Origin of the sequence: Belnapia mucosa (assembly GCF_016775475.1) — a bacterium.
Taxonomy (GTDB): Bacteria; Pseudomonadota; Alphaproteobacteria; order Acetobacterales; family Acetobacteraceae; genus Belnapia; species Belnapia mucosa.
The window spans coordinates 98149-113505 of the sequence record NZ_JAEUXJ010000012.1; the positions used below are offsets into that span (position 1 = coordinate 98149).

Annotated in this window: 14 protein-coding genes; 4 read left to right on the top strand and 10 right to left on the bottom strand. The window is 71.3% G+C overall.

Going from position 1 to position 15357, the window contains the following annotated elements; genetic code table 11:
* Positions 1-2: 2 nt before the first annotated feature.
* From JMJ55_RS22715 to JMJ55_RS22725, 3 genes are all read right to left on the bottom strand, one after another.
* Positions 3-707 (bottom strand): ABC transporter ATP-binding protein, encoded by a 705-nt coding sequence (locus tag JMJ55_RS22715; protein WP_202827894.1) that lies wholly within the window; start codon positions 705-707, stop codon positions 3-5.
* Complete coding sequence (locus tag JMJ55_RS22720) at positions 697-1476, bottom strand: ABC transporter ATP-binding protein (RefSeq protein ID WP_202827895.1); 780 nt, start codon at positions 1474-1476, stop codon at positions 697-699. Before JMJ55_RS22720 ends, JMJ55_RS22715 begins: the two co-directional genes overlap by 11 nt.
* A gap of 196 nt (positions 1477-1672) precedes the next feature.
* Positions 1673-2773, bottom strand: coding sequence for a TRAP transporter substrate-binding protein (locus JMJ55_RS22725; protein WP_202827896.1), 1101 nt, complete (start codon positions 2771-2773; stop codon positions 1673-1675).
* A 129-nt stretch (positions 2774-2902) separates the two neighbouring features.
* Between JMJ55_RS22725 and JMJ55_RS22730 the strand changes: the two genes are divergently transcribed.
* Genes JMJ55_RS22730 through JMJ55_RS22745 form a run of 4 tightly spaced genes read left to right on the top strand, consistent with a single transcriptional unit; the run spans position 2903 to position 7202 of the window.
* A complete protein-coding gene (locus tag JMJ55_RS22730) occupies positions 2903-3388 on the top strand; it encodes an MOSC domain-containing protein (RefSeq protein ID WP_202827897.1) in 486 nt (161 codons plus the stop codon).
* A complete protein-coding gene (locus JMJ55_RS22735; RefSeq protein WP_202827898.1) occupies positions 3385-4311 on the top strand; it encodes a PDR/VanB family oxidoreductase in 927 nt (308 codons plus the stop codon). Before JMJ55_RS22730 ends, JMJ55_RS22735 begins: the two co-directional genes overlap by 4 nt.
* Positions 4308-4844, top strand: coding sequence for a helix-turn-helix domain-containing protein (locus JMJ55_RS22740; RefSeq protein WP_202827899.1), 537 nt, complete (start codon positions 4308-4310; stop codon positions 4842-4844). Before JMJ55_RS22735 ends, JMJ55_RS22740 begins: the two co-directional genes overlap by 4 nt.
* 36 nt (positions 4845-4880) lie before the next feature.
* Entirely contained in the window at positions 4881-7202 is a 2322-nt protein-coding gene (locus tag JMJ55_RS22745) for a xanthine dehydrogenase family protein molybdopterin-binding subunit (protein ID WP_202827900.1), read from the top strand.
* Here the strand turns inward: JMJ55_RS22745 and JMJ55_RS22750 are convergent.
* From JMJ55_RS22750 to JMJ55_RS22780, 7 genes are all read right to left on the bottom strand, one after another.
* Complete coding sequence (locus JMJ55_RS22750; protein WP_236033937.1) at positions 7189-9303, bottom strand: hydantoinase/oxoprolinase family protein; 2115 nt, start codon at positions 9301-9303, stop codon at positions 7189-7191. The two genes, JMJ55_RS22745 and JMJ55_RS22750, sit on opposite strands and share 14 nt — an antisense overlap.
* Positions 9300-10955, bottom strand: a complete 1656-nt coding sequence (locus JMJ55_RS22755; RefSeq protein ID WP_202827901.1) for a hydantoinase B/oxoprolinase family protein — start codon at positions 10953-10955, stop codon at positions 9300-9302. Before JMJ55_RS22755 ends, JMJ55_RS22750 begins: the two co-directional genes overlap by 4 nt.
* A gap of 224 nt (positions 10956-11179) precedes the next feature.
* Complete coding sequence (locus JMJ55_RS22760; protein WP_202827902.1) at positions 11180-11446, bottom strand: hypothetical protein; 267 nt, start codon at positions 11444-11446, stop codon at positions 11180-11182.
* Positions 11379-11996 carry a calcium-binding protein gene (locus JMJ55_RS22765; protein ID WP_202827903.1) on the bottom strand — a complete coding sequence of 206 codons (618 nt, stop codon included), beginning with the start codon at positions 11994-11996 and terminating at the stop codon, positions 11379-11381. Before JMJ55_RS22765 ends, JMJ55_RS22760 begins: the two co-directional genes overlap by 68 nt.
* Before the next feature lie 233 nt (positions 11997-12229).
* Positions 12230-13066, bottom strand: coding sequence for a universal stress protein (locus JMJ55_RS22770; protein WP_202827904.1), 837 nt, complete (start codon positions 13064-13066; stop codon positions 12230-12232).
* A gap of 90 nt (positions 13067-13156) precedes the next feature.
* Entirely contained in the window at positions 13157-14143 is a 987-nt protein-coding gene (locus JMJ55_RS22775) for a zinc-dependent alcohol dehydrogenase family protein (RefSeq protein ID WP_202827905.1), read from the bottom strand.
* Between the two features lie 15 nt (positions 14144-14158).
* Positions 14159-15160: a hypothetical protein gene (locus tag JMJ55_RS22780; RefSeq protein WP_236033938.1), complete on the bottom strand. Its 1002-nt coding sequence runs from the start codon at positions 15158-15160 to the stop codon at positions 14159-14161.
* Positions 15161-15357 lie beyond the last annotated feature (197 nt).

A 15357-nucleotide genomic window follows, 5' to 3' on the forward strand; every position in this document is an offset into this window, starting at 1 on the left:
TCTCAGTACCCCAGATAGGAACGGCGGATGGCCTCGTCCTCGCGGATCTCGGCGGCGGGCCCGGCGACGACGATGCGGCCGGTCTCCAGCAGATAGGCCCGGTCGGCGAGTTCGAGGGCGAGGTTGGCGTTCTGCTCGACCAGCAGGATGCCGACGCCGCTCTCCTCCCGGATGCGGCGCATGATCCCGAAGATCTCCTGCACGATCAGCGGCGCGAGGCCGAAGCTCGGCTCGTCCAGCAGCAGCAGCTTCGGCCGCAGCAGCAGGGCGCGGGCGATCGCCAGCATCTGCTGCTCCCCGCCCGAGAGCGTGCCGGCCTGCTGCCGCCAGCGCTGCTTGAGGCGGGGAAACCACTCGAACATGCGCTCGAAATCGGCCCGCACCTCCGGATCGCGCCGGACATAGGCGCCGAGGCGGAAATTCTCCTCGACCGAGAGCTCCATGAAGGTGCCGCGCCCGTCCGGCACATGGGCGAGGCCGCGCCGGGCGATGTCCTCGGTCGCGCGCCCGGTGATCCGCTCGCCGCGGAAGGTGATGTCGCCCTCGGTGCGGACCATGCCGCAGATGGCGCGCAGCGTCGTCGTCTTGCCCGCGCCATTAGCGCCGAGCAGCGCGGTGACGCCGCCTGCCTCGACGACGAAATCGAGCCCGTGCAGCACATGGGTCTGGCCGTAGCCGGCCTGCATGCCCTTGACCTCAAGCAGCATGCGCCGTCGCCTCCGCCCCGAGATAGGCGCGGATCACCTCCGGATCGGCCCGCACCTCGGCCGGCGACCCGTCGGCGATCTTCTTGCCGAAATCCAGCGCCACCACCTTGTCGGAGACGCGCATGACGAGATTCATGTGGTGCTCGACCAGCAGGATGCTCAGGTTGAAGTTCCGCTTCACCTCGCGCAGACGCTGGGCGAGGCCGTCGACCTCGCCATGGTTCAGCCCGCCCGCCGGCTCATCCAGCAGCAGCAGCTTCGGCTTCGAGATCAGGGCGCGGGCCATCTCGACCCGCTTTTGGGTGCCGAAGGGCAGCGCCGCGACCGGCACCTCCGCCACCGCTTCCAGATCCAGCAGGGCGAGGAGGGAGCGGGCATGCTCGGCGGCGGCCTGCTCCTCCCGCCGGGCGGCCGGCAGGCGCAGCGCATTGGCGAGGAAGCCGGCCCGGCCCTCGGCATGGGCGCCGGCCAGGATATTCTCCCGCACCGTCATGCTGCGGAACAGCGCCAGGTTCTGGAAGGTGCGGCCGAGGCCAAGCGGGGCCATGCGGTGCCGCGGCAGGCCGGTCGCCATCTGGCCGGCGAAGCGGACCTCGCCCTCGGTCGGCTTGTAGATGCCGCTGATGACGTTGAAGAGGGTGGTCTTGCCGGCCCCGTTCGGGCCGATCAGCCCGCAGATCTGCCGCTCCTCCACATCGAAGGAGACACCGGCCACGGCGGTGACGCCGCCGAAGCGGACGACCACATCGCGAACCTCGAGCAGCGCCATGCGCCCTAGCCACCCCGAAGCGGAATGGTGGGCCCACGCAGCCGCGAGTCACTGCGCCCTCTCCCCATGCAACCTCCCTTCGCGGCCCTGGCGCCCGATTCCGGGTCAACCGCGATTCATCCTGGACAGCTGCATTTGAAGGGCCAAGCCCAGCCGCGCGCAAGCCACAAAAGGCTACAGGGCTGGGCCCAGCAGGCTATCGCCCCTGCTGCCGGCGCAGCCGGATCATCATGCTGTCGAAAGCGTAATCCGAGACCTGATGATAGGCGTAGTGGCGGTCGCGGAAGGCGGCCTGGCTGTCCAGCAGGGCTTTGAACTGCGGATTGGCGGCGGAGGCCTCGGCGAAGACCTCCCCTGTCGCCCGGTAGAGCGTATCGATGACCTCGTTCGGGAAGGCGCGGAGCTGCACGCCCTCGGCGACCAGCCGGTAGAGCGCATCGACATTCTTCCAGTCGTACTGCGCCAGCATCCAGGTGGTGGCGGCGGTGCTGGCGGTCTCGATCGCGGCGCGGTAGGCCGGCGGCAGCTCCTGCCAGCGTTGCAGGTTCACGAAGGCGTGGAAGATCGCGCCGCCCTCGCCCCAGCCCGGATAGTAGTAGTTGCGGGCGACCTTGTTGAAGCCGAGCTTCGCATCGTCATAGGGGCCGATATATTCGACGCCGTCGATCGTCCCCCGCTCCAGCGCCGGGTAGATGTCGCCCGGGGCGATCTGCTGCGGCACCACGCCGACCTTCTGCATCACATTGCCGGCAAGCCCGGCGACGCGGAATTTCAGCCCCTTCAGATCCTCGGCCGAGCGGATCTCCTTGCGGAACCAGCCGCCCATCTGGTTGCCGGTATTGCCGCAGGGCAGGGCGTGAATGTTGAAGTCCTTGTAGACGGCGTTCAGCATTTCGTTGCCGCCGCCATGAAAGAACCAGGCATGCTGCTGGCGGACATTCAGCATGAAGGGCACGGTGGTGGAGAAGGCCAGCGCGCTGTTCTTGCCGGTGAAGAACAGCCCGCCGGTATGCGCCATTTCCACGCCGCCGGACTGCACCGCATCCATCGCCTGCAGGGCCGGCGCGATCTCCCCGGCGGCGAAGGGGGTGATGCGGAAGCGGCCATCCGTCATCTCGCCCACCATCCGGCACATGTATTCGCTGGTGGAATAGGTGATGTCGAGGCTGCGGGGGAAGCTGCTGGTCAGCCGCCAGCGCAGCTCCGGCAGGGTCTGGGCGATGGCCGGCGCGGCCAAGGGCGCGGCGAGGGCGAGCGGCGCGGTGGCGCCGGCGGCAAGCATGAAGCGACGCTGCATGGTGGGGCCTCCTGTCTCACCGGGCTGGTTGCAAGGCTGGTGCCAGTCCGGCACCGCTTGAATCCGCGCCCCGGGCGTGGCATTTGGCTGTCTGTCGGGCAACATGTTGCCCAAAGCCGGAGCATCCGCATGGCCGTCACCCCCACCTGGCTCGGCACCGTCGCGCATCTGCACATCACCGCCCGGGCCTTCCTGCCCATGCGCGCCATGGAGGCGATCGAGCTGATCGCCGGCGAGGGCATCCTCGGCGACCGCTACCGGATCGGGACGGAGGAGGGTTTCTATTCCGCCAAGCCCGAGCCCGGCCGCCAGGTCACCCTGTTCGAGGAGGAGGCGCTGGAGGCGATCCGCCGTGACCATGGGATCGAGCTGCTGCCGGAGGAGCACCGCCGCAACGTCACCACGCGCGGCGTGCCGCTGACGCACCTCGTCGGCCGCCGCTTCCGCCTGGGCGACTGCCTGCTGGAAGCGACGCGCCTCTCCATCCCCTGCCGGCATATCGAGGAGATCCTGGACAAGCCGGTCTTCGACCCGATGATCAACCGCTCCGGCCTCAACTGCCGCATCCTGGAAGGCGGCACGGTGCGGCTCGGCGACCCGATCCGCCCCGCTTGAGGCATATCCGCACCATCCTTCGGGCCGCGGAGCCGGCCGGGCCCGGCATCCGGCTGTTGACCCTGATGGACCCGGATGGCTGGCCCCTGCCCCGCTTCCGGCCCGGCGCGCATATCGACCTGCACCTGCCGAACGGGCTGGTGCGGGCCTATTCCCTCTGCGGCGACCCGGCCGAGGCGGATCGCTGGCGCGTGGCGGTGAAGCGGGAGGATGCGGGCCGCGGCGGCTCCGCCTGGCTGCATGACGGGCTGGCGGTGGGCGGGGAGCTCTCCGTCTCCTTGCCACGCTGCACCTTCCCGCTGGCGGCGGGGGCGCGGCGGCACCTGTTCCTGGCCGGCGGCATCGGTGTCACGCCCTTCCTCTCGATGGCGGCGGCGCTGGACCGCGCCGGGGGCGACTACCTGTTGCACGTCCTGCATCGCGGCGCCGTGCCGATGCCGGCGCAGCTCGCCCCGCTGCTCGCCCGCGGCCAAGCCGTCCTGCACGACACGGGCGCCGGCCGGCCCGATCTCGCCGCCCTGCTCGGCCCGCCGGAGACAGGGGTGCAGGCCTATGCCTGCGGCCCCGCCGGGCTGCTGGCGGATTTCGAGGCGATCTGGCCCGTCGAGCAGGCCCAGGTCGAGCATTTCGTCCCGCCGCCCCTCGCCCCGGCGCCGGATGCCCGGCCCTTCACCCTGGTCCTCGCCCGCAGCGGCCGCAGCATGGACCTGCCCGCCGGCACCCCGTTGCTGCCCGCGCTGCGCGCCCTCGGCGCCGCGGTCGAGGCGAGTTGCGAGGGCGGCATCTGCGGCGCCTGCCGGGTGCGCTGGCTGGAAGGCCCGCCGATCCACCGCGACCGGGTGCTGAAGCCGGCGGAGCGCGCCACCGACTGCATGGCCTGCGTCGCCGGCTGCGCCGGCCCGCGCCTGGTGCTGGACCTGTGAGCGAGACACCGACCGCCACCGGCATCCTCGGCCCGCAGCTCCGCCGGCTGCGCCAGGCGCGCGGCCTGACGCTGGATGCGCTGGCCGAGGCGGTGGGGCTGGACAAGGGCTATCTCTCGCGGTTGGAGCGGGGGCAGAAGGCGCCCTCCATCGCCACCCTCTTGCGGCTGGCCGGTAGCCTCGGCGTCTCGGTCGCCGAATTGCTGGGTGAGACCCTGCCAGCCGATGCGGTGCGCATCACCCGCGCCAGCCGCCGCCGGGCCGCCCCGATGCAGATGCTGACCGAGGGCTCCGGCCCGCTGGCCGCCTTCCTGATCCATCCGCCCGCCGAATTCGCCGAGGAAGGCGCGCAGGACCATGGCGGGCAGGAGCTGCTTTATGTGCTCGAAGGCCGGATCGAGCTGGCCTTCGCCGATCGCAGCCTGCAGCTCTCGGCCGGCGATGCGGCGGAATTCGCCGGCCATCTGCCGCACCGGCTGCGCCGCATCGGCGATGCGCCGGCGACCGCGCTGGTGGCGGTGGCGCGGGACTGATTCCAGCCCGGCCGCGGCCGTGCCAAGCTGCCGGGCATGACACCCCCTGCACTCCCCGCCCCGGTCGCCGAACGCGGCACCTCCCGCCGCCGGCTGGAGGATGATCGCTTCCTGCGCGGCGCCGGCCGCTTCGTCGAGGACATCCCGGTGCAGGGCGCGCTGCATGCGGTGCTGCTGCGCTCGCCGCATGCGCATGCGCGCATCCTCTCGCTGGACGTGGCGGCGGCGCGGGCCATGCCAGGCGTGCAGCTGGTGCTGACCGCGGCGGAGCTGCGAGAGGAAGGGATCGGCCCCCTGCCCTGCACCGCCAAGGTGGCGACCGAGACGCCACTCATCGCCCCGCCGCGCCCGGCCCTCGCCGAGGGCGCGGTGCGCCATGTCGGCGACCCGGTCGCCTGCGTCATCGCCGAGACCGCGGCCGCGGCGCGCGATGCGGCCGAGGCGATCGCCGTCGAGTATGAGATCCTGCCGGCCGTGGCCGATGCCGCCGCCGCCCTGGCCCCGGGCGCGCCGCAGCTCTGGCCGGAGGCGCCGGGCAATCTCTCCTACCGCTTCCGCAAGGGCGATCCGGCGGCGGTGACGGCGGCTTTCGCCCGCGCCGCCAGCATCATCTCGCTCGACCTGGTCAACAACCGCGTCACCGCGGCGCCGATGGAGCCGCGCGCCGCCATCGGCCGCTACGACCCCGCCACGCAATCCTTCCTGCTGGAGGCGACCGGCCAGGGCGTGCATGCCATGCGCGACCAGCTGGCCGACAGCATTCTCCGCCTGCCGCGCGACCGGGTGCGGGTGGTGGCGCCCGATGTCGGGGGCGGGTTCGGCGCCAAGAATTTCGTCTTCCCCGAATATGTCCTCGTCCTCGTCGCAGCGCGGCGGCTCGGCCGACCGGTGCGCTGGACCGGGGACCGGACGGAGGATTTCCTCGCCACCGTCCAGGGGCGCGACAACCGCACCCGGGCGCGTCTGGCACTGGATGAGGCAGGCCGCTTCCTCGGCCTGCATGTCGAGACGGTGGCCAATCTCGGCGCCTACATGTCCAGCAGCGGGCCCGGCAGTTCCACCACCGCGCCGGGGGCGGCGATGGGCGGGCTCTATGCCATTCCGGCCGTCCTGATGGAGGTGCAGGGCGTCTTCACCAATACCGTCCCCATCGATGCCTATCGCGGCGCCGGCAAGCCGGAGGCGAATTACGCGATCGAGCGGCTGGTCGATCTCGCCGCGCGGCGCCTCGGCCTGGCGCCCGCCGAGTTGCGGCGACGGAACCTGATCGCCGAATTCCCCTATCGCACGGCGATGGGGATGCTGGTCGATGGTGGCGAGTTCACCGCCAATCTCGACCGCGCCATGCAGGCGGCCGATATCGCCGGCTTCGCCGCCCGCCGCGCTGCCGCCGAAGCGCGGGGGCTGCTGCGCGGCCTCGGCCTCGCCTGCTTCCTGGAAACCTCGCGCGGTGCGCCGGGCGAATGGGCGGCAGTGCGCTTCCCGGCGGATGGCAGCGTGGAGCTCGCCCTCGGCACGCAATCCAACGGCCAGGGGCATGAGACCAGCTTCCCGCAGGTCGCCGCCGACCTGCTCGGCCTGCCGGTCGAGGCCTTCCGCCTGGTGCAGGCGGATACGGCGGCGGTGGCGCGCGGCCAGGGCCATGGCGGCGCCCGGTCCCTGCATATGGGCGGCGAGGCGCTGGTGCGGGCGATCGATGCCGTGCTGGCCAAGGCACGGCACCTGGCGGCGCAACTGCTGCAGGCGGATGCGGCGGCGCTGGAATTCGCGGCCGGGCGCTTCGCCGTGGCCGGCGATCCGGGCCGCGGCATCGGCCTGCTCGACCTCGCCGCGGCGGCGCGGGAGGCGAGCAGCCCGCTCGATGCCGAGGTGGATAGCGACCTCGACCTCGTCACCTTCCCGAATGGCTGCCAGATCGCCGAGGTCGAGATCGACCCGGAGACCGGCCTCCTGCATCTCGACCGCTACACCGCCGTCGATGACTACGGGCGCCTGATCAACCCGATGCTGACCCTCGGCCAGGTGCAGGGCGGGCTGGCCCAGGGGATCGGCCAGGCGCTGTTCGAGGAGGTGGCCTACGACCCCGATTCGGCGCAGCTCCTCACCGCCTCCTTCATGGACTATGTGCTGCCGCGTGCCGCCGACCTGCCGCCGCTCGATATCCGCCTGGTCGAGGTGCCGACGCAGTCGAACCGGCTGGGCGTGAAGGGGTCTGGCCAGGCGGGCTGCATCGGCGCGCCGCAGACGGTGATGCATGCGGTGCTGGATGCCCTCGCGCCGCTCGGCGTCACGACGCTCGACATGCCGGTGACGCCGGCGAAGATCTGGGGCGCGATCCGGGCGGCTAGGCCAGCGTAATCACCAGGTTCCGCCAGGCATCGACCTCGGCCGTGGCGCCGGGGCCGATGACGCAGGTGGATTCCCGCTCCTCGACCAGCGCCGGGCCCGTGAGGCGCGCCCCGACCGGCAAGGCGTAGCGGTCATGGACCGGGCAATCCAGCCAACCCGCCCCCTCGAACAGCACCCGGCGATGCGCCCGCGGGCCGGGCGGCGCGGCGCCCGCCTCCGCCGGCACGGCGCCGGCGAGGTCGATGCTCCCGCCCGGCGCGGCGCAGGCCAGCCGCCAGCTCAGCGCCTCGATCGGGCTCTCCTCCACCACCCGCTCGAAGCGGGCACGATAGGCCGCGAAGAAGGCGCTCCGGATGGCCGGCAGGTCGGCGGCGGAGAGCGTCAGGCCCGGCAGCGGCACCGGAATCTCGAAGCCCTGGCCGACATGGCGCATCTCGGCGACGGGGCGGTAGGTGATCCGGTCCGGGGCAGCGCCCGCCTCGGTCAGCAGCGCCTCGCCCTCGGCGCGCATCCCGGCCAACAGGGCATTCACCCGCGCCCAGTCCAGCGCCTCCAGCCGCGCCACATAGCTGCGGACCATGTCGGTCGCCGGCGGCGCCACCAGGAAGCCGAGCGCCGAGGCGACCCCGGCGCCAAGCGGCACCACCACCCGGCCGATCTTCAGCAGCCGCGCCAGGTTCCAGGCATGCACCGGCCCGGCGCCGCCGAAGGCGACCATGGTGTAGCGGCGGGGGTCCTTCCCCTTCTCCGCCAGATGCATCCGCGTCGCCGAGGCCATGGTCTCATCGACGATGCGCTGCACGCCGAGCGCCGCCCCTTCCACCCCGATGCCGGTCTCGGCGGTGATGCGGGTGGCGAAGGCCTCCCGCACCGGCGCGAGGTCGAGCGCCATCTCGCCGCCAAGGAAATAGGCAGGGTCGAGCCGGCCGAGCAGCAGGTCGGCATCGGTCACGGCGGGTTCCGTCCCGCCGCGGCCGTAGCAGACCGGGCCCGGCCGGGCGCCGGCGCTGCGTGGCCCGACCTTCATCAGGCCAGAGCCCGGGTCGATCCGCGCCAGGCTGCCGCCGCCGGCGCCGATCTCGATCATGTCCACCACCGAGACCTTGAGCGGCAGGCCGGAGCCGCGCTGGAAGCGGCGCACCCGTCCGGCCTCGAATTCGAATTTGTGGTTCGGCTCCTGGTGGTCGACGAGGCACATCTTCGCCGTGGTGCCGCCCATATCGAAGGAGACGACATGGTCGAGCCCGGCGAGCCGGGCGATGAAGGCGGCGGCCATGGCGCCGGCGGCGGGGCCGGATTCGATCAGCCGGATGGGAAAGTCCTTCGCTTCCCGCAGGGTGGTGATGCCGCCGCCCGAGAGCATGATGTAGAGCTGTCCGCGAAAGCCGGTGGCGGCGAGCGAGGATCGCACCCGATCCAGGTATCGGGCCATCAGCGGCTGCACATAGGCGTTGGCGCAGGCGGTCGAGATGCGCTCGAATTCCCGGATCTCGGGCGCCACCTCGGCCGAGAGCGAGATGGGCAGGCCGGGATAGAGGCCACGAATGATCTCGCCCGCCCGCACCTCGTGCAGCGGCGCATGGTAGGAATGGAGGAAGCCGACCGCGATGGCCTCGGCGCCCTCCGCCTCCACCAGCTGCCGCGCCGCGGCGGCGACCGCGGCCTCGTCCAGCGGCTTCAGCACGCGGCCATCGGCGGCGATGCGTTCGGGAATTTCGAGGCGCAGGGCGCGCGGCACCAGCAGGGCCGGCGTTTCCAGGAACAGGTCATAGAGGTCGTAGCGCGTCTCCCGCCCGATCTCGATCGTGTCGCGGAAGCCGTCCGTGGTCAGCAGCCCGACCCTGGCGCCGGTGCGCTCGATGATGGTGTTGGTGACGAGGGTGGTGCCGTGGATGACGCTGTGGACGTCTTCCGGCCGCAGCCCGGCCTCGCGCAGGATGCGGGCGATGCCGGCGAGGATGGCCTCGCTCGGATCCTCGGGCGTCGTCAGCAGCTTGCCGGTGCGGACCAGGTTGCGTGCCGGGTCGTGCAGGACGAGATCGGTGAAGGTGCCGCCGACATCGACGCCAACGCGGGCAGTGGGGGTGGCATTGGGGAACATCGCGCTCATTCCTCCACCCCATAGACATCGCGCGCCGTTGCCGCCGAGATGTAGCCGTGCCGCAGGTCGTGCAGCACCGCCTCCCGCGGCCGTGCCTTGGGGTCGCCATAGCCGCCGCCGCCGGCATAGAGCAGCGTCACCCTCTCCCCGCCCGGGACGGTGGTGCGGGATTTCGGATGCGGCCGGGTGCCGTCGCGGAAGGTGATGCGGGCTGGCCCGCCGGGCCCACCGCCCAGCAGCCCGCCCGCCGGGTTGTCGTGCCGGTCGGAGATCAGCGAGAGGCGGACGGGATCGGGCGTATCCACCTCCAGCTCGATCTCCTGGCCGAGCCCGCCGCGATGGGCGCCGACCCCGCCGGAATCCATCCGCAGCCGCTTGGTCCAGACGATGATCGGCGCCACGCTCTCATAGGCCTCGATGCTGCCGGCGCCGACATTGGTCGGGAAGGCGGTGGCCGACATGCCGTCCTTATGCGGGCAGGCCCCCATGCCGCCGCTGGCGAAGAGCACCTGGGAGAAGCTGGCGCCGTCCCGCCCGGTGCCGCTGAACAGCGCCCGCATGGTCGGCGCGCCGCCGCATTCGGCGATGACCTTCTCCGGGATCGCCTGCGCCAGGGCCTTGTAGATGGCGCCCGCCAGCAGATGGCCGGTGAGCTGCCGGGCGCTGACCGGCGCCGGATAGACCGGGTTGAGGATGCTCCGCTCCGGCGCCGTCACGCTGATCGCCTGGTAGGAGCCCTCATTGCGCGGGGTGAAGGGATCGAGCGCGCATTTCACCGGATAGACCGAATAGGCATGGGTGTAGTTCATGACGCAATTGATGCCGCGGTCGATCTGCGGGCTGGTGCCGGCATAGTCGATCGCCATGGTCTCGCCCTGCACGGTGACGCGGCAGGCGATGCGCGTATGCTTCTCGTCGAAGCCGTCGGCGGCGATCTCGGCCGCCCAGCTGCCATCCGGCATGGCGGTGATGGCGCGGCGCATGGCGCGGTCGGCCCGTTCGTGCAACGCGGCCGAGAGCGCCTGGAGATCCGCGAGGCCGGCATCCTCGAGGAATTCTGCGACGCGGCGCGCGCCGACCTCGGCCGCCACCACTTGCGCCTGCAGATCGCCCTGCACCTGGCGCGGCACGCGGACATTGCCGAGCAGGATGTCGAGCATCTGCGCGTTCCATTGCCCGTCCCGCAACAGATGGCCGGGCGGGATGCGGATGCCTTCCTCGAAGATGTCGCGGCAATCCGCGGCCCAGAGCGCGCCGCCCACATCCGGCGAATGGGCGATGGAGCCGGAGAAGCCGACCAGCCTGCCACGATGGAAGATGCCGGTGACGACGGTGAAGTCCGGCAGGTGGCCGGTGGCGAGCCAGGGATCGTTGGTCACCATAACATCACCCGGCCGCCAGGCCTCGGCCGGGACGCGGCGGAGGAATTCCTTGGTCGTGCGCGGCAGGATGCAGGAGAAGGAGGCGAGGCCGCCGGTATTCTCGCTGATGCTGTCGCCGTTGCGGTCCATCAGCACCGTGGCGAAGTCGTTCGACTCCCGGACGATCGTGGAGAAGGCGGTGCGCAGCAGCCCCGTCGCCGCCTCATCCGCCGCCGAGATCAGGCGGTTCCAGTAGATCTCGAGGGTGACCGGGTCGAGATCGTGCGCCATATCGCTCATCGCTGCCATCCTGCGCTGCCGGGGCGAGTGTAGACGGCCCCCGGCGCAGGGCTAGGCCCGCGGCCGCGCCAGGCCCGCGGCGGTGGCGCCCGCCGCGGCATTCGGGAAGATCAGGCCGGTGCAGGCCAGGGCGAGAGCGCCCGGCAGATAGATGCCGAGGAAGCCGCCGATCCGGTGAAGACACTCAGGACCAGCAGCAGCACCGTGGTGGCGCCGGGCGGGACTCAGGCGAAGAGGTCGGCCTGGGTGAGCGTGCCGGTGAAGCCGGCCAGGGCGACGCTGCCCATGGTGGTGCCGTCCTCGACGGTAATGAACGTGCCACCGGCGATCTGGGCGATGTGCAGGTCGGCCAGGTCCAGATAGCCGGTGCCGAGGACGGAGAAGCCTAATTTATCCTCGCCCTGGGTGAAGTCCCAGACAACATCATGGCCGAAGGCGCCCTGGAACAGGAAGCCATCGCTGTCCGGGCCGCCGACCAGCTGGTCCGCCATGCGTCGTCGGATCCAAAAGGTTGCCGTCACCCCAGATGGTGTCATTGCCGGGACCGCCGATGACCAAGTCGTTGCCGCCCCGGGCGTTGTCCTGCAGCATGGAGGCGTCGCCCCAGAGCACGTCATCGCCAGGACCACCAAGCACCACGTCGTTGGCGCCGCGGCTGTTGTCGAACATGCCGCTGGCGTCGCCCTGGACCCAGTCATTGCCCGGGCCGCCATCGACCATGTCGTTGCCGCCGCGGGAGTCGCCGCGCATGTTCATGGCGTCACCGGAGATGCCAACGGGGCCGGACGTGCCGGGCGCCGGGAAGGAGTCGTTGCCTGGGCCGCCCCTGACGATGTCGTTCCCGCCGCGGGCATCGCCGACCATGTCGATCGCGTCGCCGGTGATGCCGCGGTCGTCGCCACGCAGGGCGTCCACGATGTCGTTGCCGCCATGCATCCCGGGCCCAAGGGTGGCGACGTCGCCGAACAAGAAGACGTCGTCACCACTTGTGCCGAAAATGACGTTGTTGCCCAGGCCAGGCTCGTCGCCAATCTTGGCCATGGCTTCCTCCCATCCCTTCTGTGCGTTGCTGCATCAGTAAGGGGTATATAGTCTGCTTTGTCCCTGGCCTGATCCTTGAGATAAATCAATACTTCTGCCGCGACTGGCCCGAGGATCCGAGCAACTCCCTTTCTTCAATTCGAAATCGCAGGGTTCGTCGAGTAATGCGACCCATTGCTCGATCTCTCGGCGTCCCAGCAGGCCATTGCCCTGGCGGTCCCGCACGGCATTTATCAATGGCTCAGCAGGCAGCATACCGGGCAGGTTGTCAGCAGGTCGCGGGTCACGCCACCGAAGACCCACTCCCGGAGCCGCGTATGGCCATAGCCACCGGCGACAACGAGATCGGCCTCCAGCCGCTCCGCTGCGCGGAGCAGTTCCGCTGTAGCGCTGCGCCCGTCCCGCGTCGCAACCTCGCCCGATGCTCTGGCGCCGTGGCGGAGGAGCAGCGCCGCCACGTCCGTCACATGCCGCTGTGCCAGCGTGGGATCTTCCCACTCCTCACAAGCCTCCAGGACGATGACCCGCTCCGTCCGAGCCAGCAGCGGCAGGGCGTCCATCACGGCGCGCCGAGCCTCTCGGCTTTCCTTCCAGGCCACCAGGATGCGACGGCCTTCGAGCTTGGCAACGCCTTGTGGCACGACCAGGACAGGGCGCCCGGCCCGCATCAGCACGTCACCCGGCTCAGCTGATTGGCGAAAGCCCGCCGGACCGGCTTCGGCGTCCCGGCCGGTGATGACCAGGTCCGCGGCCCGCGCCTCCCGTGCCAGCGCATCGCCTGGGTATTCGAGGAAGGGGCGCCATTCCGCACTCGCGCCTGCGATCGTCCGGAAGCGGTCGCCTGCCGACTGCAGCATGGCGCGGACGCGCTGGATCTCGTCTTCGATGATGTCGGCGACCATCACGCTTTCGCCGAAGGGCGGCCCGAAGAGCGGGCGCGCTGCGCAGGCTGCCAGTCCGATCAACTGGGCGCCGAAGTCTCCGGCGAGCCCGGCAGCCAGCCGGATCCGTGCCTCGGTCCCGATGCCGGGCCCGGCGTCCACCATGAGTGCCTTGTAGGCCATCGTCATCCTCGCCTCCCCGCTACCTTCGCCGAGATGGCCGCAGCTTAGGCGCTTGGCGGGGACGTGCCCTGATCTGCCTCAACCGCAGACCCGCGCCTACGGCGCGAGCACAAGGGCGCCCGAAACCTCTCCTGCCCGCAGGCGGGCGAGCGCGGTATTGGCCGCCTCCAGCGGCAGCACCTCGATCGCGGTGCGCACCGGCACCCGGGGCGCGAGGGCGAGGAACTCCTCACCGTCGCGCCGGGTGAGGTTGGCGACCGAGCGCAGGGTCCGCTCATGCCACAGGATGGCGTAGGGAAAGGCCGGGATCCCGCCCATGTGGATGCCGGCGCAGACCACCGTCCCGCCGCGGTCCACCGCGCGCAGCGCCGCCGGCACCAGCGCCCCGACGGGAGCGAAGACGATCGCGGCATCCAGCGGCTCGGGCGCCGGCGCGTCAGAGGGGCCGGCCCAGGCGGCGCCCAGCCGTTGGGCAAAGGCCTCGGCGGCGGCATCGCCGGGGCGGGTGAAGGCGTAGACCTCGCGCCCCTCCCAGCGGGCAACCTGCGCGACGATATGCGCCGCGGCGCCGAAGCCGTAGAGGCCGATGCGCCGCGCATCGGGCCCAGCCAGCCGTAGCGCCCGGTAGCCGATCAGGCCGGCGCAGAGCAGCGGCGCTGCCTCGGCATCGCCATAGGCCTCCGGCAGGGCGAAGCAGAAACGCTCGTCGGCAACCGCGAGCTCGGCATAGCCACCGTCGATCTGGTAGCCGGTGAAGCGAGCCCGCTCGCAGAGGTTCTCCCGTCCGCTACGGCAGAAGCGGCAGGCGCCGCAGGTCCAGCCCAGCCAGGGCACGCCGACCCGGGTCCCGGGCGGAAAGCGTTCGGCGCCCGGCCCCTGCGCGAGGACCCAGCCCACGATCTCATGTCCCGGCACCACTCCGTCCTTCGCGGCCGGTAGATCCCCGTCGACGACATGCAGGTCGGTCCGGCAGACGGCGCAGGCGTGAACCTGCAGCAGCACCTGGCCCGGGCCGGGCTGCGGGTCGGCGACCATCGCGCAGCGCAGGGCCTCGCGGGGGCGGTCCAGGACCATCGCGCGCATCTCGCCACCGCCTCCTCAGAACGTCTCCGATGAATCGACGACCACCAGGGCCCGGCCGGCGAGCGGGGTCGGCTCCCGGTCGGGCAGCAGGAGCGCACGGAATCGGCCGTCGCTGGCCGCGGCCCGCTCCTGGTCCGCGTCGAGCACGCCGTGGCGGTCGAGGAACCGGTTCATCGCGGCCGGGATTCGCACGCAACCCTTCGATGCCGGGCGGCCCAGCCGCTGCTCGAGGTAGTCCGGGTCGGTTGCGTGCAACAGGAAGCGGATCTCGCCCAACTCCTTGTCGGCACGCCAGCCCTTGCTGGCCTGTACCCAGCCGAAGTCCCAAACGCGCATGCCCTTGAGCCCGAGGCCGCGGATGTGGTTCTCGTTGAAGGTGCCTTCCGCTCGCCAGTCGAGGATGGCGTCGGTATGCAGGAAGACGCCGGTGGGCGTGATATAGTATCCGCGTCGGTTCGCCTGGCCGGTCGAGACGTAGCTGCCCCCGAGGACATCCCAGGGCCCGTCCGGACGTGCCAGCAGGATGGCCAAGGCCTGCACGCCGGGGCTGCGGTCGACGCTGACGAGCAGTTGGGGGCGGTCCAGCACCAGCCCCGCCCGTGCGACGGCGGCCTGGACCCGGGCGACCCATCCTTGCTCCTGCCATGGCCCCGGGCCGGTGGCGGACGGCACCTCCCGCGTCAGGACCTCACGCAGCCGGGCACCCTCGGCCTCGATCTCGGCCGGGGACAGGGCAGGCCCGGGCAGCACCCGGGTATCGGACCGTGCCACGGTCGCCTGCGGCACGGGCAGCGGTGGGTCGGCCGGCACGCAAGCCATGGCGGCCAGGCACCAGCCAAGAGCCAGACGCGGTCCCAAAAGAGGTTTCGCAACCTGCCCCTGGCGCGCCCGGGTGGCAGCGGGCGGGAGGACGGCCGGCGTGATCCCGGACAGGCGATGCGCTGTCAGCCCGGCGGCCGCCGGGCGCGTGCCGCGTCGCCACAGCCAAGCCTGTCCTCGGTCCATCTCATTCGCCATCGCCGTGACCTCCGCGAAGGAGCCGCCGACGCCTGCGACGCCCTGCTCCGGCCAGCCGCTCGAGCCTTCAGCCGGGCAGGAGCCTGCACCGTTGAGCACCCGCCTGCACTGATCGAGGTCAATCAGGCGGCGGCGGCGCAGGACAATGCCGGTCCATAACTTCCCAGAGCGATACCGAGTAAGCGGTACCGACGGCT

What these genes read in the sequence shown, in the direction of transcription:
- JMJ55_RS22715 (WP_202827894.1), bottom strand. Translation starts at nt 707, where the DNA reads ATGCTGCTTGAGGTCAAGGGCATGCAGGCCGGCTACGGCCAGACCCAT.
- JMJ55_RS22725 (WP_202827896.1), bottom strand. Translation starts at nt 2,773, where the DNA reads ATGCAGCGTCGCTTCATGCTTGCCGCCGGCGCCACCGCGCCGCTCGCC.
- JMJ55_RS22775 (WP_202827905.1), bottom strand. Translation starts at nt 14,143, where the DNA reads ATGCGCGCGATGGTCCTGGACCGCCCCCGCGAGGCCCTGCGCTGCGCG.
- JMJ55_RS22755 (WP_202827901.1), bottom strand. Translation starts at nt 10,955, where the DNA reads ATGAGCGATATGGCGCACGATCTCGACCCGGTCACCCTCGAGATCTAC.
- JMJ55_RS22745 (WP_202827900.1), top strand. Translation starts at nt 4,881, where the DNA reads ATGACACCCCCTGCACTCCCCGCCCCGGTCGCCGAACGCGGCACCTCC.
- JMJ55_RS22770 (WP_202827904.1), bottom strand. Translation starts at nt 13,066, where the DNA reads ATGACGATGGCCTACAAGGCACTCATGGTGGACGCCGGGCCCGGCATC.
- JMJ55_RS22760 (WP_202827902.1), bottom strand. Translation starts at nt 11,446, where the DNA reads ATGGCGGACCAGCTGGTCGGCGGCCCGGACAGCGATGGCTTCCTGTTC.
- JMJ55_RS22765 (WP_202827903.1), bottom strand. Translation starts at nt 11,996, where the DNA reads ATGGCCAAGATTGGCGACGAGCCTGGCCTGGGCAACAACGTCATTTTC.
- JMJ55_RS22730 (WP_202827897.1), top strand. Translation starts at nt 2,903, where the DNA reads ATGGCCGTCACCCCCACCTGGCTCGGCACCGTCGCGCATCTGCACATC.
- JMJ55_RS22780 (WP_236033938.1), bottom strand. Translation starts at nt 15,160, where the DNA reads ATGGCGAATGAGATGGACCGAGGACAGGCTTGGCTGTGGCGACGCGGC.
- JMJ55_RS22750 (WP_236033937.1), bottom strand. Translation starts at nt 9,303, where the DNA reads ATGAGCGCGATGTTCCCCAATGCCACCCCCACTGCCCGCGTTGGCGTC.
- JMJ55_RS22720 (WP_202827895.1), bottom strand. Translation starts at nt 1,476, where the DNA reads ATGGCGCTGCTCGAGGTTCGCGATGTGGTCGTCCGCTTCGGCGGCGTC.